Here is a 21,406-nt window from a genome sequence, read left to right as displayed (position 1 = left end):
CACAGCCTTCTCGCTGGATAGTCGAATTCAACTTTTCCGATCACAACTCCGTGAAAGCTTCGGCACAATTCATGTCCGTGCCCCTGGTTGGGAGGCGGTTTTCGGCATCGTCAGAGGCAGGATCAGGTCCAGCTTTTCCCGCCTATATGTGCATCGCAAAAACCCGGCACCACAGCTAGACCGTGCCGAAAACTTCGCAAAAGCAAAGAGTTACTGATTATAAGGATGAGCAGTTAAGGGCGAAAAACGACGCAAGCGGCAACCGTTGCCGAAGGTCGAAAGGCGCGCGTTCTTCCCTGCCGGTGGCGCATTTGAGGCATAGTTCGTAAGCCAAACATTATTTTTTTGTAATTTGATTGTTGGTGTGCAGCGCAATAGCTTTCTTCTCACGGGACGAGACAAGCCGGCGAACAAATGCTTCGCGACGCGACATGCCTAGACGCCCCGACGGACAGGAAGCCAGAGGTACAGGTTTCCAGTTTGGGAGAATTCAAATGCGCGTTCTGCTCGTACCCTTTGCTGCCGCTGCCCTCTTCGCCACAGCTAACTATAGCTCGGCTACGACAACGCAGGGTGTAGCACCGGCGGTGACGACGAACGTGCTTTATACCGGGGCCGATTATCAGGTACCCGTTGATATGAAAGTTCCGGCCCTCAAAGCCGGCATCAAGGTTCAGATATCCTGGTTGCAGTCGCAAGGCATGGATTCGCCAGAGCAAGTCAGGATCATCAAGTAAAGTTCACCCATACCCAGGTGAGGCACCATCCCTACCCCCGGCGCCGCCTCACCTGGGTGCCTTTGCAAAAGACGTTTGATTTTTGGGCCCCACCCTGCGTCATCAAACGCCTGCAAAGCGCAAGAAGGCAGGAGCTCCCCCAGCTCCTGCCTTCTCTATTTGCGGTCAAGGGTGGCGCAAAGCGCGCTAAATTCGACGCCGTTTCGGCGATTGCCCCCAGCTCATCAAAGCTCTAGCCGGAGCGGATATATTAGCAATACTCCATTTACGCCATGACATCCAAATTCAATTGACAATTGACACCGCCGCGCCGATGAATTCCCCGGCTCATTGGAAATCTTCATATGTCATTCGTTGCGGAAGAACTTGCCTCTGATCTTCGTTTCTTCACAATTGTTCTCGGCTGCTCGCGCGAGATGGTTGCCGCATACGTTGGCAATCCACGCATGAGCTCTGTTTTTGCTTCCCAGCAACGTTGGCTGATGGCCCAAGCCGGCCTCGGACTGCATTACGGCGGAATAGACGGAGAGCCGCCGGGCTTCTATGCCCGCCGCTTTGTGGATTACGTTCTCAAACATGAGATCGCCAGCCACAATACGGCGCTGAGCTTCATCCAGGAAATGCTCGCCTATCGCTATATGCGCCATCTGCCCGACTCACCCGACAAGCGCCTGCGCCCGATCGAGCCGACCGAAGCGGCGGTCGAACAGCTCGCGAAATGGTTTTATATCCACCTCATGGTGCTCGACAGCCTGGATGGCAGCCAGCGGATTGCGACTTTTGTCGAACGACCGGAACTCGTTGCAGTGCTGCAGCCGACAGTCGCATCCAGAATCATTGCCAGCGACCGAGTTCGCCATCCCGGCGAGACCTTCGATCTCTTCACCTGGGCAAATTCCGGCGGCGTCATCATGGATTATCTGATCTCCCGCATCGGAACGATGGATCCGACGGCGGCGAGAATGGATATCGGTCCGATTTCGTTCAGCGAGATCTGCGAACGCTTCCTGATCTCCAGAACGCATGTGAAACGGCTGATGAGCAAGGCATCGGCGATGGGAAGCGTGGGCTGGGTCGGCAGTCCGGGCAAGAGCCACTTCTGGCTCTCCCGCGGCTTCATTCAGGAATATTGGGACTACCAGGCCGAAAAATTCGCCATCATCGGCAATGTCTGGGAAGAAACCGTCGGCGCGCAGCCCGAGCCCGCACCGACGGAGCAACAAAGACTTACTTCAGCAGCTCTTTGAGGATCGCCGAAGCCTTGGCGAAATCCATCTGCCCGGCATAGCGCTCGCGCAGGGCGGCGACGCACTTGCCCATGTCCTTCAGACCCTGCGCACCCAGTTCCGCCACGACGGCGACGCAGATCTCGCGCACCTTCTCGTCGGAAAGCTGCTCAGGCATGAAGCCCTGGATAACAGCGATTTCCTCGCGTTCCTTGTCGGCCAGTTCCGGACGTCCGCCATCCATGTAGATCTTCACCGACTCTTCGCGCTGCTTGATCATCTTGGCGAGCAACTGCAGAATCTCGTCGTCGCTTGCCTGTTCCTTGCCGAGACCACGATTGGCAATGTCCTTGTCCTTGATCGCGGCGAGGATGAGGCGCACGGTCGAAAGCCTCGCCGCGTCCTTGGCCTTCATGGCATCTTTCTGGGCGTTGGAAAGCGTTTCGCGGATCATGTCTTAAACTCCTTAAGCAAGCCGGCGACGATCGCCTAGCCTCTCATTTCACGTTGCCAGTCTCATAGACCATCAGCGGCGATCAATGCAATTACATCAGGTTTGCTCGAAAGCCGGCGAATTCCTTGGCGGGAAACGAACGGGGCGCATTGACCGACACGCCTTGTTTGGCTATGTCCAGCACCTGCACATTAGATCGATATGAAGGTCTCAAGCCGCGACGCACGTCGCCGGCTGCAATCGGCACAAACATGGCGGAAGCCCACGGTCTTTTCAAGGCCGCGCACGACGCCGGAAACGGGATGACAATGACCGCGACAGCCCCATGGACAACTGAAAAGCCGAGTGCCCTGCTCGTTCTCGCCGACGGCACCGTAATCGAAGGCAAGGGTATCGGCGCGACCGGCAAGGTCCAAGCCGAAGTCTGCTTCAACACGGCGCTGACCGGCTACGAGGAAATCCTGACCGACCCCTCCTATCTCGGCCAGATCGTTACCTTCACCTTCCCCCATATCGGCAATGTCGGCACCAATGACGAAGACATCGAAGATCTGACGCCTGCCGCCCGGCATGGCGCCGTCGGCGTCGTCTTCAAGGCCGATATCACCGATCCCTCGAACTACCGCGCCGCAAAGCATCTCGACCAGTGGCTGAAGGCTCGCGGCATCATCGGCATGTGCGGCATCGACACCCGCGCGCTGACCGCCTGGATCCGCGAAAACGGCATGCCCAACGGCGTCATCGCCCATGATCCGAACGGCGTCTTCGATATCGAGCAATTGAAGGCGGATGCGAAGTCCTGGAGCGGCCTGGAAGGCCTCGACCTCGCCAAGGTCGCCACGTCAGGCCAATCGTCGCAATGGTCCCAGACGCCTTGGATTTGGAACGAAGGCTACGGCGAACTCAACGCCGACGATGCCAAATATCACGTCGTCTGCCTCGATTACGGCGTCAAGCGCAATATCCTGCGCCTCTTCTCAGGCCTCGATTGCAAGGTCACCGTATTGCCGGCGACCGCATCCACCGATGATGTCTTGGCTTTGAAGCCCGACGGTATTTTCCTGTCGAACGGTCCGGGCGACCCGGCGGCAACCGGCGAATATGCCGTGCCTGTCATCAAGGACCTGCTGAAGACCGAAATCCCGTTGTTCGGCATCTGCCTCGGTCACCAGATGCTCGGCCTCGCGCTCGGCGCCAAGACGGCGAAGATGCATCAGGGTCACCACGGCGCCAACCATCCGGTCAAGGATCACACGACGGGCAAGGTCGAGATCGTCTCGATGAACCATGGCTTCGCAGTCGACTCGAGCTCGCTCCCACAAGGCGTTGAGGAGACTCACGTTTCGCTGTTCGACGGCAGCAATTGCGGCCTGCGCGTTTCCGGCAAGCCGGTCTTCTCCGTGCAGCATCACCCGGAAGCCTCTCCGGGCCCCCAGGACAGCCACTACCTCTTCCGCCGCTTCGTCAATCTGGTGCGCGAGAAGAAGGGCGAACCGGCTTTGGCCGAGCGCGCCTGAGCGCATCAGCCGCCTAACACATAAGAAAGCCTCGGATTCGCGATCAATCCGAGGCTTTTTTTTACGCGTCAAGTTGGGAGGTATAGAGCACTTCCAGGAAAAGTGCGCAGCGGTTTTCCGTCCGGAATGCGCAAAAACAAAGGGATAGAGCGGGAAAGCGATTCCGTGAAACGCTGAACCGCTCTATGTCTTCACATCGGCTTACGCCTGCAGGCGACGCTGCTTTACGACTTCCAGTTCGCTCATCATGATCTCCTGCAGGAATTCGAAATCGGACTGTCCAAAGTCGACGAGCCCGAATCTCAATCTGTAGCCCCAGTTCTTATCCTGGGTAAAATCCAGCCAACCCAGCAAGGGACGAAGCGGCTGCTCGGGCGCATCGAGCCAATCGACATCGCGCCGATAGGCTTTTCCGCAATCCATCTGCGCCTGATAAACCCCGCCCTCGCGGACATAGCCGATGGCCGTGAAGCTTTGGAAACCGTCCCGGTCTCCCATCGTCAGCGATGGCGAATAATAGACGATGCCGTCACCCGGCTTGATGCGCTTCAGCGGACCCGGCTTGCCGTGGCAAACCTGCATGAAGCCATGTTCGCGCCCGAGGCGAACGTGCTCCGTGGAAGCCACTGCCAGCCAATAGGATTTCTCGGCAGGCTTGGGTTCTCCGCGAGACACGTTGGCATGCGGCAGGAGGCGCACCGGTGCACCCTGACTGATCGATTCTTCCCGCGGGAACAGCGCGGCATCGTTACGATTGCTTGCCTTGAAAATCATGATCGTCTCCCGTCGTTGGTATGGCACCAATATAGACGACCATGCTGTCAATTTTTGTCAGCAGTCTTGCCCGCTCCGGCGTCAAATTGACCGGCGTCAGCCAGCCAATTTCTCCGAGCGCACCAGGATGTAGAACCGCGTGCAGAGCATCGTTGCGGCCGAGGCCAGCCCCAGAAGAAAGCCGAACCAGATACCGATCCCACCGAAGCCAAGCGGGAAGGCAAGCAGCCATGCCAGGAAGAAACCGATCGGCCAATAGGCGATCAGCGCCATGATCATCGGCACGCGCGCGTCCTTCAAACCGCGCAGCAGACCGCTGGCGATTGCCTGCAGTCCATCCACAAGCTGGAACAGGCCGGCCACGACGATCAGCGGCGCCGCATAGGCGAGCACCTGCGGCGCTTCTGCCGACTTGACGTCAAGGAACCAGCTTCCCAGCCACGCCGGCGCCGTCGCGAACAGGATGCTGCCGCAGAGCGCAATGCAGCTCGAAACGATAAGCGCCACGATTGCCGCGCGCTTTAGGCCGAGATGATCACCCTGCCCGTGCGCAACACCGACCCGCACGGTCGCCGCCTGGCTGAGGCCGAGCGGGATCATGAAGGCGATCGACGCCCACTGCAGCGCGATACCATGCGCGGCGAGCTCAATCGTACCGATCTGCCCCATCAACAGCGAAGCGGCCGTAAACAGGCTGACCTCGGCCAGAACCGTGATGCTGATTGGAAAGCCAAGGCGAACGACTTCCCAGAGCGCATGCCAATCCGGCCGCCAAAGACGGACGAAGATTTCGTAGCGGCGCGTCTCTTCGCGGCTCTGCACATAGCCGAGAATGAACAGGAACCCCGCCGTCTGCACCGCAACGGAGACGATCGCCGCACCATGCAGCCCGAGCGCCGGCATGCCGAAATGGCCGAGCACCAGGCAGTAGGCAAGCACCGCATTCATCACCAGCATGGCAATGGTGACCTTGAGGATGATGCCGGCGCGGCCAATGGCGCTCACGAGTGCGCGAATGACGTTGTAAAGCAGCCCCGGCAGCACGGCGAAGTGGCCGATCGCAATATAGCCGCTCGCAAGCCTCGCGACATCCGGCTTTTGCCCAGCCGCAAGAAGGATCTGCTCCGAATAAAGAAAGGCCGGCTGCGCCACCAGCCAATAGGCCGTGACGACCCATAGGCCCATGCGCAATGCACGGCGCACCGAAGCCACATCGCCCCTACCATAGGCCTGAGCCACCAGCGGTACGACGGCGATGGAAAAGCCCGAACCGAAAATCAGGATCGTGAAGAGAAACTGCGCAGAGAGCACCATGGCTGCCAGTTGCTCGGCACCGAGACGGCCGACGATCATCACATCCGTTGTGTTGATGCCAAGCTGCGCCAGTTGCGCGCCGATCAGCGGTATGCCGAGCGCCAGGGTGGCGCGGACATGCGCAGACCACGAATTATTATTGTCGTGCGCGAAGGGGCGCGCAGCTACCGGCGTATCCATCTTGAAAACTCGATTTAAGAAAGCGCAAACCGCCTACCCAGGGGTGCGCAAGCCCATCGGCTTAGCGCAACTTGACCCGAAAAGCCAGTCGGCAAAACCCCGATGCTGAAGAATTCATCATATCATCAAAATATCTGATGAATATTTAGGCCACTTCCTGAACGGCCGGTTCCACCGCGGCTTTCGATTCGTTCTTGTGCACCTTGGCAACAAAGACGAACACTGCGGCCGCAATCAGCAACGCGGACATGATGAATGGAGCGCCCGCGAAAGCCACGGGCGCCGATGGTGCGGTAAAATAGCGAAACAGGTAGGGAAACAGCACCGGTCCGATGATCGCAGTAATGCTGGTCAGGCTGCCGAGAGCGCCTTGCAGCTCGCCCTGTGCCGATGGGGGCACCTTGCTTGCTGCAATGGAGCGCAGCGGCGCGTCTGCAACGTTTTCGATCACCGTGACTACGATCACCGCATAGACCATCCAGCCCTGCCACGCGAAGGCATATCCCAGCAAGCCGATGCCGGAAAAGACGAGCCCGAACACCACGGTCTTCCATTCGCCGAGCACCGGCACGATGCGAGGCATAGCAAAACCCATCACCAGCGCCATGCCAATGCCATAGGTGCCGAGCGAAAGGCCGATTTCCAGCGAGGTCCATCCATAACGATAGGAGCTGACGAAGGACCAGACCGCCGGAAAGACACCATGCGCCAACCAGTTGAAGAACATGACGACGAAGACCCAACCAAGGCCCTGATAGCGGCGCACTTGCCGCAATGCGCCGAGCGGACTGGCACGCCAAAATTCGAACCGGCGGCGGTTCCTCGCTTCCAGCGTTTCCGGAAGGAGGAAATAGGCGCCGATAAAGTTCAGGAGCGACAGCGCTGCCGCACCATAAAAGGGAGCGCGCGGGCCGAATTCACCGAGGAAACCGCCGATCACAGGTCCGAGCACGAAGCCGACGCCGAAGGCCATGCCGATCAACCCGAAATTCTTAGCCCGGTTCTCGTCATTGCTGATGTCGGCGATGTAGGCGGAGCACGTCGAGAAGCTTGCTCCGCTAATACCGGCTAGGATGCGGCCGGCGAACAATATCCAGTAGCTGCCGGCGATCGCGCAGATGAAATTGTCGATCGCGAAGGTCAGCACGGAAGCGAGCAGGATCGGACGACGGCCGAAACGGTCGCTCAGATTACCAATCAGCGGCGAGAACAGGAATTGCATGGCAGCATAGGCAAGCAACAGCCAGCCGCCATCCGTGGCCGCCTCGCTGACCGAAGCGCCCGTCAGTTCCTCGAGGTATTTCGGCATGACCGGCATGATGATGGCAATGCCGATGACATCGAGGAAGAGGATGACAAAGACGAGGAAAAGGCCGCGACGTACAAATTTCTGATCGATCATGGAGTTTGCCTATTGGTGGCCCCATCTCCATGAAGAGACAGAACGTGAACGAAAAATCAAAGCGTCCCCATACCGAAAGATTTTGCCGGAAACAATCCGTGAACGCTTCAATCTTCTTGATTTGCCGCCCGATTTTTTTGATCTTCGGCGCAAAGACGGCGCCTATCCTCCGTTCACGCGCCGCTGCTCCAATTTCAGAAAATCGACGAAGGCTCGAAGCGGCGCCGGCATATGGCGACGGCTTGCGTAATAGAGGAACGGGCCGGGAAAGGCAGTATCCCACTCTTCAAGAACAGGAACCAGCTCACCGCTTGCGATCTGCGGCGCGATGAACTCCCTGAAGGTTCGGATGATGCCGAGACCCTCCACGGCAGCGCAGCGTTCGATATCGACTGAATTGGTGGCGAGAACCATGGGCGGCGAAATGACGATCGTCTCGCCTTCCCTTTCGAACTCCCAAGGAAAGGCCGAACTGCTGAGGAAACGGTGACGGACACAGCGATGGTCGAGAATGTCGCGCGGGTGACGAGGCGTGCCATTCGCCGCAAGATAGGCCGGCGAAGCGGCGGTAGCATAGCATTGCTGCCGTGGCCCGATCGGCACGGCGATCATATCCCGTTCCAGCCGCTCGTCGTAACGAATGCCGGCATCATAACCCGCCGCCAGCACATCGATAAAACTGTCTTCGGCGACGATTTCGACCGAGATACCCGGATAGGCTTTCAGGAAGCGATTGATGATCCCCGGTATGATCACGATGGCGGCCACCGTGGGCACATTGAGCCGCAGCGTCCCGCCGGGAGTATCGCGGAATGTGTTGATATCGTCGAGTGCTGTGGCGATCTCGCCCATCGCTGGTCCCAGCCGCTCGATCAGCCGCTCGCCGGCCTCTGTCAGCGTGACGCTACGGGTGGTACGGTTGAGCAGGCGCACACCGAGCCGCTCCTCGAGCCGCCGCAACGCCTCGCTCAATGATGACGCTGAGACATGGCGCTTACGCGCAGCCTCCCGAAAACTGCGCTCACGGGCGACGGCAGCAAAGGCATCGAGATCGGCAAGCGGCAAATCACTCATTATACAAAATTCCAAACGGCCCGTTTCAATTTAACCGGATTATCGCACAGCAGGCGATGGAGTAAACCGATCTCGAAGACGCCTCTCGGAGAGCGCCGCTGATGAAGGAGAACTGAAATGCAGATGCGTCAATTGGGCAAGACCGGTCCCGAAGTATCCGCCATCGGCCTCGGCTGCATGGGTATGTCCGGCATGTACGGACCATCCGACCGCGCCGAGAGCATCGCCACCATTCACGCCGCCTTCGACGCCGGCATCAACCTGCTGGATACCGGCGATTTCTATGGCATGGGCCACAATGAAATGCTGATCGGCGAGGCGATCAAAGGGGTGAAGCGCGACGATTTCCTGATCAGCGTCAAGTTCGGCGCATTGCGCGATCCCGCCGGCGCCTGGTCAGGCTATGATGCGCGTCCAGCCGCAATCCGCAACTTCCTCGCCTATACGCTGCAGCGCCTCGGCGTCGAGTATATCGATATCTACCGCCCTGCCCGCCTCGATCCGAACGTGCCGATCGAGGAGCAGATCGGGGCAATGGCCGATCTGATCAAGCAGGGTTATGTCAGGCATATCGGCCTTTCCGAAGTCGGAGCCGACACCATCCGCCGCGCCGCTGCCGTGCATCCGATCGTAGATCTGCAAGTCGAATATTCGCTGATCTCGCGCGGCATCGAGGACCAAATCCTGCCAACCTGCCGCGAACTCGGCATCGGCATCACCGCCTATGGCGTCCTCTCCCGCGGCCTGATGAGCGGCCACTGGCAGAAGGATGCGGCGCAGAAGGGTGATTTCCGTGCCTTCAGCCCGCGCTTCCAGGCCGGAAACGTTGAGAAGAACCTGGAGCTGGTGGAAGCACTGCGCCAGATCGCCGACGCCAAGGGCGTCAGCGTTGCGCAGATCGCCATTGCCTGGGTCGACGCCCAAGGCGAGGACATCATCCCCCTCATCGGCGCCCGCCGCCGCGATCGCCTGACCGAGGCCCTCGGCTCGCTATCCGTCGAATTGTCCGAAGCGGATTTCGCAGCGATCGAACGCGCAATCCCGAAGGGCGCCGCCGCTGGCGGCCGCTATGCGGAGGCGCAATTGGCGCACATGGACAGCGAGAAGTAGGAAGGGTCACCTTCTCCTTTTAAACCGGATTGTTCAGCGTATCGCAGTCGCTGAGCTTGCCGGATTGGAAACCCTGCTTGAACCATTTTACACGCTGTGCCGACGTGCCGTGGTTGAAGCTATCCGGAACGACATAACCCTGGCTGCGCTTCTGCAGCGTATCGTCGCCGATCTGCTGCGCGGCATTCAACGCCTCTTCGAGGTCGCCTTCCTGCAGAATGCCTTTCTGCTGGGTGAACTTGCCCCAGACGCCGGCGAAGCAATCGGCTTGCAGCTCGATCCGCACCGACATCTTGTTGGCGTCCACCTCGCTCATGGTTTGGCGGGCCTGATTGAACTTCGGCAGGATACCAAGCAAGTCCTGGACATGATGGCCGACTTCATGCGCGATCACATAGGCCTGCGCGAAATCGCCGGCTGCGCCGAATTGATCCTTCATCTGCTGGAAGAAGGCCATGTCGAGATAGACCTTCTGGTCGCTCGGGCAATAGAAAGGACCGGTCGCAGCCGATGCCGTGCCGCAGGCTGACGGGAAACGGCCGGAGAACAGCACCAGCTTCGGATCGGTGTAGGTCTTGCCCATCGACTTGAAGATGCCGGTCCATGTGTCTTCGGTATCGGCGAGCACTGTTGCCACGAACTGCTTCATCTCGTCGTTGGCCGGCGGGGCGTTGCCGCCGCGGGAATCGCTCTGCTGGTAACCTGGACCACCGTCCAAAGCGCCGCTCTGCTGCAGGAGCCCGATGACGTCGACGCCCATGGCCCTCAGTACAAGGAAAATCACCACCAGAATGATGATGGTGCTGATGCTCAAACCGCCGCCGCGCCGCATGCCGCCGCCGGGAAAGCCCATGCCGCCACCGCCGAGGGGACCACCTCCCGAACCGCCATCCATCGGCGATGAGCCACGCTCATCCTCGATATTGTCGGATTGCCGACGTCCCTTCCAATCCATAGCGCACCTCCCGGCGATGCCTAAAAACTAAAGTCCCTTAGGCATTTATATATCCAGGAAGATGGACAAAGCCAGTTGGCTATCGGGTTAAACGACGGCGGCGCCACATTTCTTTCGACGTCAGCCACAAAAGCGCGACGCCTATACCGGCCGCGACCAGGAGCGGGGCGAGTTCATCGCCATCGAAAGCCACTTCGTTCATGATGCGGCCCGGAAGCAAGGCAAAAGCTCCTGCACCGACAACGCCGCCGAAATAAAGACTTCTAACGATACGCTTGTGCGCTTCGATATTGTGCTTGAGGGCATTGACGATAGCGCCCCAGCAACTAAGCAAAGTGTATACCGAAAGCAGGTGAATGGGGCTGAAGCCGTAAAACATGTTGATCTGATGAATGAAGAAGCTCGACAGCGCCACAATCACCATCAAGGCCAACCATATCTTGCCAAGCAGACGGTGCCTCGGCGTCCCCTTCGGTCTGACGAGAAGATAGGCGCCGAGCAGGGCGGCGGGAACGACCGCCACGACATGGATCTGGATCGCGATCGGGGCATCGATAAGCGGCTCAAGAGTCATCATCTGTATCCGGTTGAGTTTATCGAGCCTTTCCGCGATATTGCTGTTCTCTCAATCGAAATTGCGCAAAAGAACGGAAATCTTCGTGGATCACACCTTTCTGCAATCCACGCTTCGTGAATTGCAGGTCATCCAGCGTTCACCGCGCTTCTGGGCGACTTTTGTCACGATCGTCCTGATCTTTGCCGTGACCGGCCCGTACGGCACCCTTGATCGGCTGATGCCCGGAGCGCGGCTCGGCTACTGGCTTGCCCTTCACGCCATGGCCTGGTCGTGCGCGGTCGTCTTCTCCGTCGCCGCCGAAATCCTGCTACGCAGGGCTATAGCGAGCATGTTCGCCCGGATGATGATCGGATCCGTCGTCGCGGCATTGCCGATTGGCTTCGGTATCACGCTCGTTGAGCTCGCATTCTTCGGAACAGCGCCCAGCCTGACCGCCAGCCTGCATCACTCGCTCGACTCCATACCGCTTTGCGTCCTCTTCTGTGTTCTCACCTATCTGACCATGCACCGGCAGATACTGATGGTGGCCGAGGGATTGGATGCCACGGAGGCGAAAGCTACGCTCACCGCCGCGGCAGAGATTCGAACGCTGGCTTCCCAGCCGCCGATTCTATTGCGCTTGAAACCGGAAAACCGGGGTGCATTGGTAAGGCTTACCGTTCGCGATCACTATACCGAGGTTGTGACAACACGCGGTCGGGAGCTCATCCTGCTGCGTTTCGGCGATGCGCTCACGGAAATCGGCAATACGGAGGGCATACGCCTGCACCGATCCCATTGGATCGCGACGGAACACGTCGACCGGCTGAAACGCGACAACGGCAAGCTTTTCGTCATCGCACGTGACGGCGTTGAGATGCCCGTCAGCCGCTCCTATGTCGAAGCTGTCCAACGTCGTTTTGGCTAATGGCGGCAAAGGCTGTAGAATTCATGTCGATTCCGCGATTTATGGGGTTCCGTTTGCAAATACATTTGCCTATAAGCCGCTTCTAGCCTGAAAAGACTTGCCCATGCGCCCCGGCCGGTGATCTCCCACCCTGGCCGGTTTTTCGCGCAACGAAAAAACGGATGAGAGCCCATGCCGAAGCGCCAAGATATCAAATCGATCCTCATCATCGGTGCAGGACCGATCGTCATTGGCCAAGCTTGCGAGTTCGATTATTCCGGCACGCAGGCCTGCAAGGCGCTTAGGGAGGAAGGCTACCGCGTCATCCTCGTCAACTCCAACCCGGCGACGATCATGACCGATCCGGGCCTGGCGGACGCGACCTATGTCGAGCCGATCACGCCGGAAGTGGTCGCCAAGATCATCGCCAAGGAACGCCCGGATGCGCTGCTGCCGACCATGGGCGGCCAGACGGCCCTCAACACGGCGCTTTCGCTGAAGCGCATGGGCGTGCTCGACCGCTACAATGTCGAGATGATCGGCGCGAAGCCGGCCGCGATCGACATGGCCGAAGACCGCGCCCTCTTCCGCGAAGCCATGGCCCGCATCGGCCTCGAAACCCCGCGCTCGATGCTGGCGAACGCCACCGACATCAAGGATGCCGACCGCAAGACGCATGAAGCCGAGCGCACCAAGCTGAAGGCGCAGCTTTCCGGCGATGGGCTCGATAAGGCGCTGGACGAGCTGGAAAACCAGTGGAACCTCGGCGAAAGCGACCGCAAGCAGCGCTATATGAACCACGCCATGGCGGTTGCCGCCCAGGCGCTCGATCATGTCGGCCTACCCGCCATCATCCGTCCTTCCTTCACGCTCGGCGGCACCGGCGGCGGCATCGCCTACAACCGCTCGGAATTCTTCGAGATCGTCGGCGGCGGCCTCGATGCCTCCCCGACCACCGAAGTCCTGATCGAGGAATCGGTGTTGGGCTGGAAGGAATTCGAGATGGAAGTCGTCCGCGACAAGGCGGACAATTGCATCATCATCTGCTCGATCGAAAACATCGACCCGATGGGCGTTCATACCGGCGATTCGATCACCGTTGCTCCGGCACTGACGCTGACCGACAAAGAATACCAGATCATGCGCAACGCCTCGATCGCGGTTCTGCGCGAGATCGGCGTGGAAACCGGCGGCTCGAACGTGCAGTTCGCCGTCAATCCGCAGGACGGCCGCCTCGTCGTCATCGAAATGAACCCGCGCGTGTCGCGCTCGTCGGCCCTCGCATCGAAGGCCACCGGCTTCCCCATTGCCAAGGTCGCGGCCAAGCTGGCGATCGGCTATACGCTCGATGAACTGGAAAACGACATCACCGGCGGTGCGACGCCGGCATCGTTCGAACCCTCGATCGACTACGTCGTCACGAAAATTCCACGCTTCGCCTTCGAGAAATTCCCGGGCGCCTCGCCGGTGCTGACCACCGCGATGAAGTCGGTCGGCGAAGTCATGGCGATCGGCCGCACCTTCGCGGAATCGCTGCAGAAGGCGCTTCGCGGCTTGGAAACAGGCCTCACCGGCCTCGATGAGATCGAAATTCCCGGCACCGAAGAGGGCGAAGGCAGCCAGAATGCGATCCGCGCCGCCATCGGCACGCCCACTCCCGACCGCCTGCGCATGGTCGCCCAGGCACTGCGCCTCGGCATGTCGCCCGAAGAGGTGCACGAAGGCTGCAAGATCGACCCGTGGTTCATCGCCCAGTTCAAGGCGATCGTCGACATGGAAGCCCGCATCCGCGAGCATGGCCTGCCGGAAGATGCGTCCAACCTGCGTATGCTGAAGGCGATGGGCTTCTCGGACGCGCGTCTCGCGACGCTGACCGGTAAACGCCCGAAGGAAGTTGCAGAACTGCGCAACGGGCTGAATGTCCGCCCGGTCTTCAAGCGCATCGACACCTGCGCCGCCGAGTTCGCCTCGCCGACCGCCTATATGTATTCGACCTATGAGACGCCCTTTGTCGGCGCCGCCCGCACGGAAGCGCAGGTTTCCGATCGCAAGAAGGTCGTCATCCTCGGCGGCGGTCCGAACCGTATCGGCCAGGGCATCGAATTCGACTATTGCTGCTGCCACGCCGCCTTCGCGTTGAAGGATGCCGGCTACGAAGCGATCATGATCAACTGCAATCCGGAAACCGTCTCGACCGACTACGATACGTCGGACCGTCTCTATTTCGAGCCGCTGACCGCCGAAGACGTGATCGAAATCCTGCGCGCGGAGCAGGAAAAGGGCGAAGTGGTCGGCGTCATCGTCCAGTTCGGCGGCCAGACGCCGCTGAAGCTCGCCGAAGCGCTGGAAAAGAACGGCATCCCGATTCTCGGCACCGCGCCGGACGCAATCGACCTCGCCGAAGACCGCGACCGCTTCCAGAAGCTGCTGATGAAGCTCGACCTCAATCAGCCGAACAACGGCATCGCCTATTCAGTCGAGCAGGCCCGCCTCGTCGCCGCTGAAATCGGCTTCCCGCTGGTGGTACGCCCGTCCTACGTCCTCGGCGGCCGCGCCATGCAGATCATTCATTCGGAAGGCATGCTGCAGACCTATCTTCTCGACACGGTGCCGGAACTGGTGCCGGAAGACATCAAGGCCCGCTATCCGAACGACAAGACCGGCCAGATCAACACCCTGCTCGGCAAAAACCCGTTGCTGTTCGACAGCTATCTCGCCAACGCCATCGAAGTCGACGTCGACTGCCTGTCAGACGGCACCAACGTCTACGTTGCCGGGATCATGGAGCATATCGAAGAGGCCGGCATCCACTCGGGCGACTCGGCCTGCTCGCTGCCGCCGCGCACGCTGTCGCCGGCCATGATCGATGAGCTGGAGCGCCAGGCAAAGGCCATGGCCAAGGCGCTGAACGTTGGCGGCTTGATGAACGTGCAGTTCGCCATCAAGGATGACACGGTCTACGTGCTTGAAGTCAACCCGCGCGCTTCGCGCACCGTACCCTTCGTCGCCAAGACCATCGGCGCGCCGATCGCCAAGATCGCCGCCCGCGTCATGGCCGGCGAAAAGCTGGACGCGACCTTCGCCGCCTATGGCGAAAAGCCCGATCCGCGTAAGCTGAAGCACATCGCCGTCAAGGAAGCCGTCTTCCCCTTCGCCCGCTTCCCCGGCGTCGACACCCTGCTTGGACCGGAAATGCGCTCGACCGGCGAAGTCATCGGGCTGGATACGGATTTTGCACTGGCCTTTGCCAAGTCGCAGCTCGGCGCCGGCGTCGAGTTGCCGCGCGACGGGACCGTCTTCGTCTCCGTTCGTGACGACGACAAGCCGCGTGTTCTGCCCGCTATCCGCATGTTGACCGAGCTAGGCTTCAAGGTGCTCGCAACCGGCGGCACCCAGCGTTTCCTCGCTGAAAATGGCATCGAGGCGACGAAGATCAACAAGGTTCTGGAAGGCCGCCCGCATATCGAGGACGCTATCCGCAACCGTCAGGTCCAGCTCGTCATCAACACGACCGACAGCAACAAGGCGATCTCGGATTCGAAATCGCTGCGCCGCGCGACGCTGATGCAGAAAGTGCCCTATTACACCACCATGGCCGGCGCCGAAGCCGCCGCCATGGCGATTAAGGCACTGAAGGCCGGCAACCTCGAAGTCCGGCCTCTGCAGAGTTACTTCTGAGAGCTGTTTTCACGATGACGGGGCCAAATAAGGCTTCGTCATCGCTAGCGCCGACGCTCGTTCCTCTCGTTTGAGTGGATAGGCGCTCTACGGACATAATCGCAAAAAGATTGCCGCGCCGCCCCAGGCGCAATTACACGTTCCTCCCAACGATGCAGGGTAAATCCGCCGCAGCGGTTGGCGCCGTTCGTCGCCGCCAACAAGCCCGTCGACGAGCGCATGAAATCACACCTCAACGAGGATCGGCGAAGATCAGCTTCGCCATAAGTCACCGAATTTTCTGGAAATCGGCCTTCGCAATCTGCTATAGATGACAGAATAATGGCTCTGTATGGTTCCGAAGTACCGCTTCGGGACCTGTTTTCTTTTTGTGTCTGCGACAGAGCAACGCAGGGAGTGAAGGACAAGAAAAATGGTTGAAAAGGTACCGATGACGCAGAACGGGTTCGTCAAGCTGCAGGAAGAACTGCGCTGGCGTCAGCAGGAAGAGCGCCCGCGAATCATCGAGGCAATTTCGGAAGCACGTGCCCATGGCGATCTCTCCGAAAACGCCGAGTACCACGCCGCCAAGGAAGCCCAGAGCCACAACGAGGGCCGCATCACCGAGCTTGAAGACCTGACGGCGCGCGCCGAAGTCATCGACCTTTCGAAGATGTCCGGTTCGAAGATCAAGTTCGGCGCCAAGGTGAAGCTCGTCGACGAGGACACCGAAGAAGAGAAGATCTATCAGATCGTCGGAGACCAGGAAGCGGATGTGAAGGCCGGCCGCATCTCCATTTCCTCGCCGATCGCCCGTGCGCTGATCGGCAAGGAGGTTGGCGATTCCATCGAGGTCAACGCGCCCGGCGGCGCCAAGGCCTACGAAATCCTCTCCGTCTCCTGGGGCTGATCGCCCGTGCGCGATCGCGACGTATCGCACTCAAGCGATCTCAGCGAAATCGAGGTCATCGCGACGAACTTCAAACGCCGGCTCTCCGGCGTTACCTCGACGATCGTGCAATTGATCCCGAAGCAGATCGAGCTTGGCTGTCATATCGCCACGCTCGGTCCGGGTTTGCCGGAAGACCTGCCAAAGCTTGGCTGGTCGCGGCTGCCCGGTCTCTGGACGAAACCGCGCCGCCACCGCGTTCGTGTCTGGCATGCCCGCCGCAACAATGAGATGCTGGTCGGGCTGTTGCTGCGCTCCGTGCTGCGCATGCCGCTGAAACTGGTCTTCACGTCGGCCGCCCAGCGCCGCCACACCGCCTATACGCGTTGGCTGATCCGCCGCATGGATGCCGTGATCGCCACCAGCACGCGCTCCGGCAGCTTCCTGCAGGTGCCGCACACCGTCATCCAGCACGGCATCGACTTGAACATGTTTCATCCGCCGGAAGTGCCACACGACCGCATGGCCGCTACCGGCCTGCCCGGCACCTATCTGATCGGCTGCTTCGGCCGCGTCCGCCATCAGAAGGGAACGGATCTCTTCGTCAAGGCGATGATCGAGCTTCTGCCGCGCTATCCGGACTGGACCGCCGTTATCTGCGGCAGGGTCACCGCCGAGCATCGCGGCTTCGGCGACGAATTGGTTAAGATGGTCGCTGCGGCCGGCCTCACCGACCGCATCCGTTTTCTCGGCGAAGTCGACGATATCAGGCCTTGGTATCGTCGCGCGACGCTTTATGTCGCCCCTTCCCGCAATGAAGGTTTCGGCCTGACGCCGCTGGAGGCCATGGCCTCCCGCACCGTCGTCGTCGCCTCCGATGCGGGCGCCTATGCCGAATTGGTCGTACCCGGAGAAACCGGCGCGATCGTGCCCGCCGGCGATGGCGAGGCGCTCACGAAAGCAATCGCCTTCTATCTCGCCAATCCCGAAGAGGCGCTTCGCCAAGGCGAAAATGCGGTGCGACACGTCCGCAGCGAGTTCGCTTTGGAAAAGGAAGCGACGGCGATCGGCGACATCTATCGACAATTGCTCGGCGGCGCCCGCTGAAACGACGGCTTACTGGCCAAGGTCGATGCGGTTGCGCTCGATGAAATCGACCATCGCCCGATCCTCGACCAGATCTTCTTCGATGCTTTTGACGACGGACAGCACCTTGTCCCGGTACTTGGTCGGCGAGGCGTCGTAGGACCATCCGCGCGCCAGCTTGGCCATCAGCTCTTCACGGGATTTGGTGTAGTAGTGGTTGAGCTGCAGGAACCGGTTCGAATAGAAATCCGCCGATTTTCGTGCGCGGCGCGTGAAACGCTTTCCGGCATCATTCGCCGTCAGATCGCCGAATGCTCGCGTCTGAAACTGATGCACGCTGACTTCCGTTACTTCGCAAGGATCGATGATGCATTTGAAATTGCTGGCATTTTCCTTGCGTGTCATCGGATCGGCACCACGCATCGTGTAGTTCAGCGCCAACGGACCATCTGGGCGCTTCTCGTGACCGCTCGTCGTGAACATATGCCATGGCAGCGAGACATTTGGAAAATCGCCGACCGCAGCCAACGCTTGTTCGACCGTTTGCCCTTCCTTCGGCAGCAGGAATTCGTCGACGTCGATGAAGGCCATCCAGCGGTACGCGCCGCCGAAATTGAGGATGGCGTGGGCGAAGACAATGACTTGACCGTTCAGGGGTGCTCCTGTGGTTGCATCGATCATACGTCCCGCCCAAGGGATGATCGTCAGCGTGTCGGCATCGAGGAGATCTCGCAGTATGGCGAGGGTCTCGTCCGTCGAACCGTTGTCATACATATAGAAGTGACGAATACCGACGGCCCGGTGGAAGCGCACCCACTCCTCGATATAGGGTGCCTCATCCTTGACGCAGGCGGCGATCGCGATGCCGTGCCTGCCCTCCTGCGGCTTCGGCGGATCGATCGTAAGCCGCTTCGCATCCGATATCTTCGGCTTCAGCCAACCCATGCGTCCATTCCCAGCAACTCAGATTATCGATACGGCGGCAAAGCGCGCATCATAACCAAATCCATGCTTCAACAGCGCCGAAACCGGCGAATAATTGACAAATGTCACGCCCCGCTCCGAGGCGATTTCCTTGGCCAGCACCAAGTGTTCGAGGATACGGCCTTCGGCCTGAGCGATTCCGGAAAAGGCGGTTTCATCGCTGGTCTCGTAAAAACGGGGCTCGCCGGCGTTGGAAATATCAATGCCCAGGAAGCCGATCGTTTTAGGCGAGCAATAAAGCGCGAACTGCAGCGCCGACACGGCCACCGAACCGCCTTGGAAAACACCGCGATCCGGCGCGAAGGAAAAGCCGGCGGAACCCGTTGCATTGAGTCGCACGAAATCGAGTTTCCTGATGTCATCCATGGAGCGACGGCGCGCGCCGTAAGGCTTGCGGATATCGTCGATCAGAATGACCGTCTTGTCCGCCAACCAGCGGCTGTCGAGCTCCGAGAGCGCCCTCAGCACGGCGACCGAAAACAGGCAAATCGTATCGGACTTGATCCTGCGTCGCATCATCTCGGAATGCCGCCAGACGAAACGCTCGTCCTCCACGGCGATGGCAAGCGGTTCGGCAATCTGTTTGCCGATCAACCCGATGGCACCGTTCAGCAGGATGGCGCTGCCCTTCTCAAGCCCGGTCAGATCGCAGTCGCGGATCGATGGGCCGGAGCCGACGATATGGATGACTTGGTCGGACTTTTCGTGCAGACGATCCACGGAAGAAAGGGCCGCGACTTTGGCGCGGTGATGATACACCTCACCTGCGCCGTTCCCTCGCACGATGTTGAGCCCCGGAAACCAATCCTGCGCATGGGCGCGCGAACCGCCAAGCAGCAGGCGTGCGCCCGTCTTGATAAGAGATCGGTGCCATGGGCGATCCGCCATGTCCTAGAGCTCCACCAGCCCGAGTTTCTTCACCTGCCGAATGGTCAGCATGGTGCGCACCGTGTCGACATGCTCGTTCGCCGTCAGCACCTCGATGACGAAATCCTGGAACCGGGTGAGATTTTCGGCGACGCAATGCAGCAGGAAATCGCTGTCGCCGGAAACCATCCATGCCTGCCGCACGAGCGGCCACTCCGCCGTCACCGCCGCGAAAGCTTTGAGATTGGCCTCCGACTGATGTTTGAGACCGACCATGCAGAAGGCGACGAGATCGAAGCCGAGCTTCGGGCTGTTCAGCATCGCATGATAGCCCTCGATGACGCCGGCTTCTTCCAGCTTGCGCACCCGGCGCAGGCAGGGCGGCGCGGAGATGCCGACGCGATCGGCGAGTTCGACATTGGTCATGCGCCCGTCGCGCTGGAGTTCCCGCAAGATCTTGATATCGATGGCGTCGAGTTCAGCCCGCAGCACTTTTCTTGCCTTTCTTTAATTCCCAATCGGCAGCTTCTATATAAAGCGGGAAAATACGCAAGAAAGTTTCCCTCGCGTAACCGAATCTTACACAAAGCAGATTTGCTCTGTTAGTAATGCAAGGCTGCCCTTGAATAAATGCATGCGGCAATCATAAATGGGGCGGCGGATCGTGAAATCGCCTGCTTTTACCCGTTTGAAGCCGCGGCTTCCGAAGCGCTTAGATTGAAAGGACTTCTTATGCCTGCCCGCCACACCAAGGTGCTCATCATCGGTTCCGGCCCTGCCGGCTATACGGCTGCCGTCTATGCCGCGCGCGCCATGCTGAAGCCGGTTCTGATCGCCGGCCTTGAACAAGGCGGCCAGCTCATGATCACCACGGATGTCGAAAACTATCCGGGCTTCGCCGATCCGATCCAAGGACCATGGCTGATGGAGCAGATGCTGCTGCAGGCCCAGCATGTCGGCGCGGAGATCGTCAACGATCTCGTGACCGAAGTCGATACCACCAAGCGCCCGTTTGTTGCGCGCACCGACAGCGGCCAGGTCTGGACCGCCGACACGCTAATCATCGCGACCGGCGCCAAGGCCAAGTGGCTCGGCATCGAAAGCGAGCAGCATTTCCAAGGCTTTGGCGTTTCCGCCTGCGCTACCTGCGACGGCTTCTTCTATCGCAATAAGGATGTGATCGTGGTCGGCGGCGGCAACAGCGCCGTCGAGGAAGCGCTCTATCTCTCCAATATCGCCAAGTCGGTGACGGTGGCGCATCGCCGCGATTCGTTCCGCGCCGAAAAGATCCTGCAGGAGCGCCTGTTCGCCAAGGAGAACGTCAAGGTCCTCTGGAATACCGAGGTTGCCGAAATCACTGGCACGCCGGCCAAGCCGCCGATGCCGCCGTCAGTTTCTGGCGCACGTCTGCGCGACACCCACACGGGCGTTGTTACGGACGTTACGATCGACGGCGTCTTTGTCGCTATCGGCCATGCGCCGGCCACCGAGCTTTTCAAGGGCAAACTGAAGCTCAAGGACAATGGTTATCTCTGGACCGCACCCGATTCGACTGCCACCAGCGTCGAAGGCATCTACGCCGCCGGCGACGTGACGGACGATACGTTCCGACAGGCGATCACGGCAGCCGGGATGGGCTGCATGGCAGCGCTTGAGGCGGAACGCTATTTGACCGGGCACATGCCCGTCGCCGTAGCTGCGGAGTGATGCAGCCGAT

General features: G+C 59.8%; 20 protein-coding genes. 9 read left to right on the top strand and 11 right to left on the bottom strand.

What is annotated here, in order from left to right; translation table 11 throughout:
- The first annotated feature begins 494 nt into the window (after positions 1 to 494).
- Positions 495 to 737, top strand: coding sequence for a DUF1344 domain-containing protein (locus GGD50_RS09190; protein ID WP_107108612.1), 243 nt, complete (start codon positions 495 to 497; stop codon positions 735 to 737).
- A 344-nt stretch (positions 738 to 1,081) separates the two neighbouring features.
- Positions 1,082 to 1,984, top strand: coding sequence for a hypothetical protein (locus GGD50_RS09185; RefSeq protein WP_246451106.1), 903 nt, complete (start codon positions 1,082 to 1,084; stop codon positions 1,982 to 1,984).
- On the opposite strand, the gene GGD50_RS09180 is transcribed toward GGD50_RS09185, so the two are convergent.
- Positions 1,965 to 2,417 (bottom strand): GatB/YqeY domain-containing protein, encoded by a 453-nt coding sequence (locus GGD50_RS09180; RefSeq protein WP_107108613.1) that lies wholly within the window; start codon positions 2,415 to 2,417, stop codon positions 1,965 to 1,967. The two genes, GGD50_RS09185 and GGD50_RS09180, sit on opposite strands and share 20 nt — an antisense overlap.
- Positions 2,418 to 2,508: 91 nt before the next feature.
- Entirely contained in the window at positions 2,509 to 2,670 is a 162-nt protein-coding gene (locus GGD50_RS09175; protein ID WP_181316078.1) for a hypothetical protein, read from the bottom strand.
- Between the two features lie 55 nt (positions 2,671 to 2,725).
- On the opposite strand from GGD50_RS09175, the gene carA reads away from it, so the two are divergent.
- Complete coding sequence (gene carA / locus GGD50_RS09170) at positions 2,726 to 3,934, top strand: glutamine-hydrolyzing carbamoyl-phosphate synthase small subunit (protein WP_107108839.1); 1,209 nt, start codon at positions 2,726 to 2,728, stop codon at positions 3,932 to 3,934.
- Between the two features lie 201 nt (positions 3,935 to 4,135).
- Here the strand turns inward: carA and GGD50_RS09165 are convergent, their stop codons facing one another.
- From GGD50_RS09165 to GGD50_RS09150, 4 genes are all read right to left on the bottom strand, one after another.
- A complete protein-coding gene (locus GGD50_RS09165) occupies positions 4,136 to 4,708 on the bottom strand; it encodes an EVE domain-containing protein (RefSeq protein WP_107108614.1) in 573 nt (190 codons plus the stop codon).
- A 96-nt stretch (positions 4,709 to 4,804) separates the two neighbouring features.
- On the bottom strand, positions 4,805 to 6,202 hold the full coding sequence (locus GGD50_RS09160; protein ID WP_107108615.1) for an MATE family efflux transporter: 1,398 nt from the start codon (positions 6,200 to 6,202) through the stop codon (positions 4,805 to 4,807).
- Positions 6,203 to 6,347: 145 nt separating this feature from the next.
- Complete coding sequence (locus GGD50_RS09155; RefSeq protein WP_107108616.1) at positions 6,348 to 7,604, bottom strand: TCR/Tet family MFS transporter; 1,257 nt, start codon at positions 7,602 to 7,604, stop codon at positions 6,348 to 6,350.
- A gap of 162 nt (positions 7,605 to 7,766) precedes the next feature.
- Positions 7,767 to 8,678, bottom strand: a complete 912-nt coding sequence (locus GGD50_RS09150) for a LysR family transcriptional regulator (RefSeq protein ID WP_107108617.1) — start codon at positions 8,676 to 8,678, stop codon at positions 7,767 to 7,769.
- Positions 8,679 to 8,795: 117 nt separating this feature from the next.
- Here GGD50_RS09150 and GGD50_RS09145 point away from each other — a divergent pair, with 117 nt between their 5' ends.
- On the top strand, positions 8,796 to 9,788 hold the full coding sequence (locus GGD50_RS09145; RefSeq protein ID WP_107108618.1) for an aldo/keto reductase: 993 nt from the start codon (positions 8,796 to 8,798) through the stop codon (positions 9,786 to 9,788).
- Between the two features lie 19 nt (positions 9,789 to 9,807).
- Here the strand turns inward: GGD50_RS09145 and ypfJ are convergent, their stop codons facing one another.
- Together ypfJ and GGD50_RS09135 are read right to left on the bottom strand one after the other, a co-directional pair.
- Complete coding sequence (ypfJ, locus tag GGD50_RS09140) at positions 9,808 to 10,743, bottom strand: KPN_02809 family neutral zinc metallopeptidase (protein WP_107108619.1); 936 nt, start codon at positions 10,741 to 10,743, stop codon at positions 9,808 to 9,810.
- A gap of 79 nt (positions 10,744 to 10,822) precedes the next feature.
- On the bottom strand, positions 10,823 to 11,317 hold the full coding sequence (locus GGD50_RS09135; RefSeq protein ID WP_107108840.1) for a DUF2306 domain-containing protein: 495 nt from the start codon (positions 11,315 to 11,317) through the stop codon (positions 10,823 to 10,825).
- Positions 11,318 to 11,402: 85 nt separating this feature from the next.
- On the opposite strand from GGD50_RS09135, the gene GGD50_RS09130 reads away from it, so the two are divergent.
- The 4 genes from GGD50_RS09130 (at position 11,403) to GGD50_RS09115 (ending at position 17,859) form a co-directional block, all read left to right on the top strand.
- Positions 11,403 to 12,227 carry a LytTR family DNA-binding domain-containing protein gene (locus tag GGD50_RS09130; RefSeq protein ID WP_107108620.1) on the top strand — a complete coding sequence of 275 codons (825 nt, stop codon included), beginning with the start codon at positions 11,403 to 11,405 and terminating at the stop codon, positions 12,225 to 12,227.
- A gap of 171 nt (positions 12,228 to 12,398) precedes the next feature.
- Entirely contained in the window at positions 12,399 to 15,884 is a 3,486-nt protein-coding gene (gene carB, locus GGD50_RS09125) for a carbamoyl-phosphate synthase large subunit (protein WP_107108621.1), read from the top strand.
- Between the two features lie 412 nt (positions 15,885 to 16,296).
- Positions 16,297 to 16,773: a transcription elongation factor GreA gene (gene greA, locus GGD50_RS09120; protein WP_107108622.1), complete on the top strand. Its 477-nt coding sequence runs from the start codon at positions 16,297 to 16,299 to the stop codon at positions 16,771 to 16,773.
- Between the two features lie 6 nt (positions 16,774 to 16,779).
- The gene (locus tag GGD50_RS09115) at positions 16,780 to 17,859 is read left to right on the top strand and encodes a glycosyltransferase family 4 protein (RefSeq protein ID WP_107108623.1); all 1,080 of its coding nucleotides are present in this window, start codon (positions 16,780 to 16,782) and stop codon (positions 17,857 to 17,859) included.
- A gap of 9 nt (positions 17,860 to 17,868) precedes the next feature.
- Here the strand turns inward: GGD50_RS09115 and GGD50_RS09110 are convergent, their stop codons facing one another.
- The 3 genes from GGD50_RS09110 to GGD50_RS09100 are packed head-to-tail and all read right to left on the bottom strand — an operon-like array spanning position 17,869 to position 20,181.
- Entirely contained in the window at positions 17,869 to 18,783 is a 915-nt protein-coding gene (locus tag GGD50_RS09110) for a glycosyltransferase family 92 protein (protein ID WP_107108624.1), read from the bottom strand.
- 18 nt (positions 18,784 to 18,801) lie between these two features.
- A complete protein-coding gene (locus tag GGD50_RS09105) occupies positions 18,802 to 19,710 on the bottom strand; it encodes a glycosyl transferase (protein WP_107108625.1) in 909 nt (302 codons plus the stop codon).
- 3 nt (positions 19,711 to 19,713) lie between these two features.
- Positions 19,714 to 20,181: an Lrp/AsnC family transcriptional regulator gene (locus tag GGD50_RS09100; RefSeq protein WP_104823707.1), complete on the bottom strand. Its 468-nt coding sequence runs from the start codon at positions 20,179 to 20,181 to the stop codon at positions 19,714 to 19,716.
- 240 nt (positions 20,182 to 20,421) lie between these two features.
- On the opposite strand from GGD50_RS09100, the gene trxB reads away from it, so the two are divergent.
- A complete protein-coding gene (gene trxB, locus GGD50_RS09095) occupies positions 20,422 to 21,396 on the top strand; it encodes a thioredoxin-disulfide reductase (RefSeq protein ID WP_107108626.1) in 975 nt (324 codons plus the stop codon).
- Positions 21,397 to 21,406: the final 10 nt, after the last annotated feature.

Origin of the sequence: Martinezella paranaensis (genome assembly GCF_014200235.1) — a bacterium.
Lineage (GTDB): Bacteria > Pseudomonadota > Alphaproteobacteria > Rhizobiales > Rhizobiaceae > Rhizobium > Rhizobium paranaense.
Note: the sequence above shows the minus strand (reverse complement) of the source record. Positions and strands in the feature narration are given on the sequence as shown.

Coding starts and splice junctions, on each gene's coding strand:
- carB (WP_107108621.1), top strand. CDS start 12,399: ATGCCGAAGCGCCAAGATATCAAATCGATCCTCATCATCGGTGCAGGA.
- GGD50_RS09135 (WP_107108840.1), bottom strand. CDS start 11,317: ATGACTCTTGAGCCGCTTATCGATGCCCCGATCGCGATCCAGATCCAT.
- trxB (WP_107108626.1), top strand. CDS start 20,422: ATGCCTGCCCGCCACACCAAGGTGCTCATCATCGGTTCCGGCCCTGCC.
- GGD50_RS09175 (WP_181316078.1), bottom strand. CDS start 2,670: ATGTTTGTGCCGATTGCAGCCGGCGACGTGCGTCGCGGCTTGAGACCT.
- carA (WP_107108839.1), top strand. CDS start 2,726: ATGACCGCGACAGCCCCATGGACAACTGAAAAGCCGAGTGCCCTGCTC.
- GGD50_RS09180 (WP_107108613.1), bottom strand. CDS start 2,417: ATGATCCGCGAAACGCTTTCCAACGCCCAGAAAGATGCCATGAAGGCC.
- GGD50_RS09145 (WP_107108618.1), top strand. CDS start 8,796: ATGCAGATGCGTCAATTGGGCAAGACCGGTCCCGAAGTATCCGCCATC.
- GGD50_RS09155 (WP_107108616.1), bottom strand. CDS start 7,604: ATGATCGATCAGAAATTTGTACGTCGCGGCCTTTTCCTCGTCTTTGTC.
- ypfJ (WP_107108619.1), bottom strand. CDS start 10,743: ATGGATTGGAAGGGACGTCGGCAATCCGACAATATCGAGGATGAGCGT.
- GGD50_RS09185 (WP_246451106.1), top strand. CDS start 1,082: ATGTCATTCGTTGCGGAAGAACTTGCCTCTGATCTTCGTTTCTTCACA.
- GGD50_RS09150 (WP_107108617.1), bottom strand. CDS start 8,678: ATGAGTGATTTGCCGCTTGCCGATCTCGATGCCTTTGCTGCCGTCGCC.
- GGD50_RS09165 (WP_107108614.1), bottom strand. CDS start 4,708: ATGATTTTCAAGGCAAGCAATCGTAACGATGCCGCGCTGTTCCCGCGG.
- GGD50_RS09160 (WP_107108615.1), bottom strand. CDS start 6,202: ATGGATACGCCGGTAGCTGCGCGCCCCTTCGCGCACGACAATAATAAT.
- greA (WP_107108622.1), top strand. CDS start 16,297: ATGGTTGAAAAGGTACCGATGACGCAGAACGGGTTCGTCAAGCTGCAG.
- GGD50_RS09110 (WP_107108624.1), bottom strand. CDS start 18,783: ATGGGTTGGCTGAAGCCGAAGATATCGGATGCGAAGCGGCTTACGATC.
- GGD50_RS09105 (WP_107108625.1), bottom strand. CDS start 19,710: ATGGCGGATCGCCCATGGCACCGATCTCTTATCAAGACGGGCGCACGC.
- GGD50_RS09190 (WP_107108612.1), top strand. CDS start 495: ATGCGCGTTCTGCTCGTACCCTTTGCTGCCGCTGCCCTCTTCGCCACA.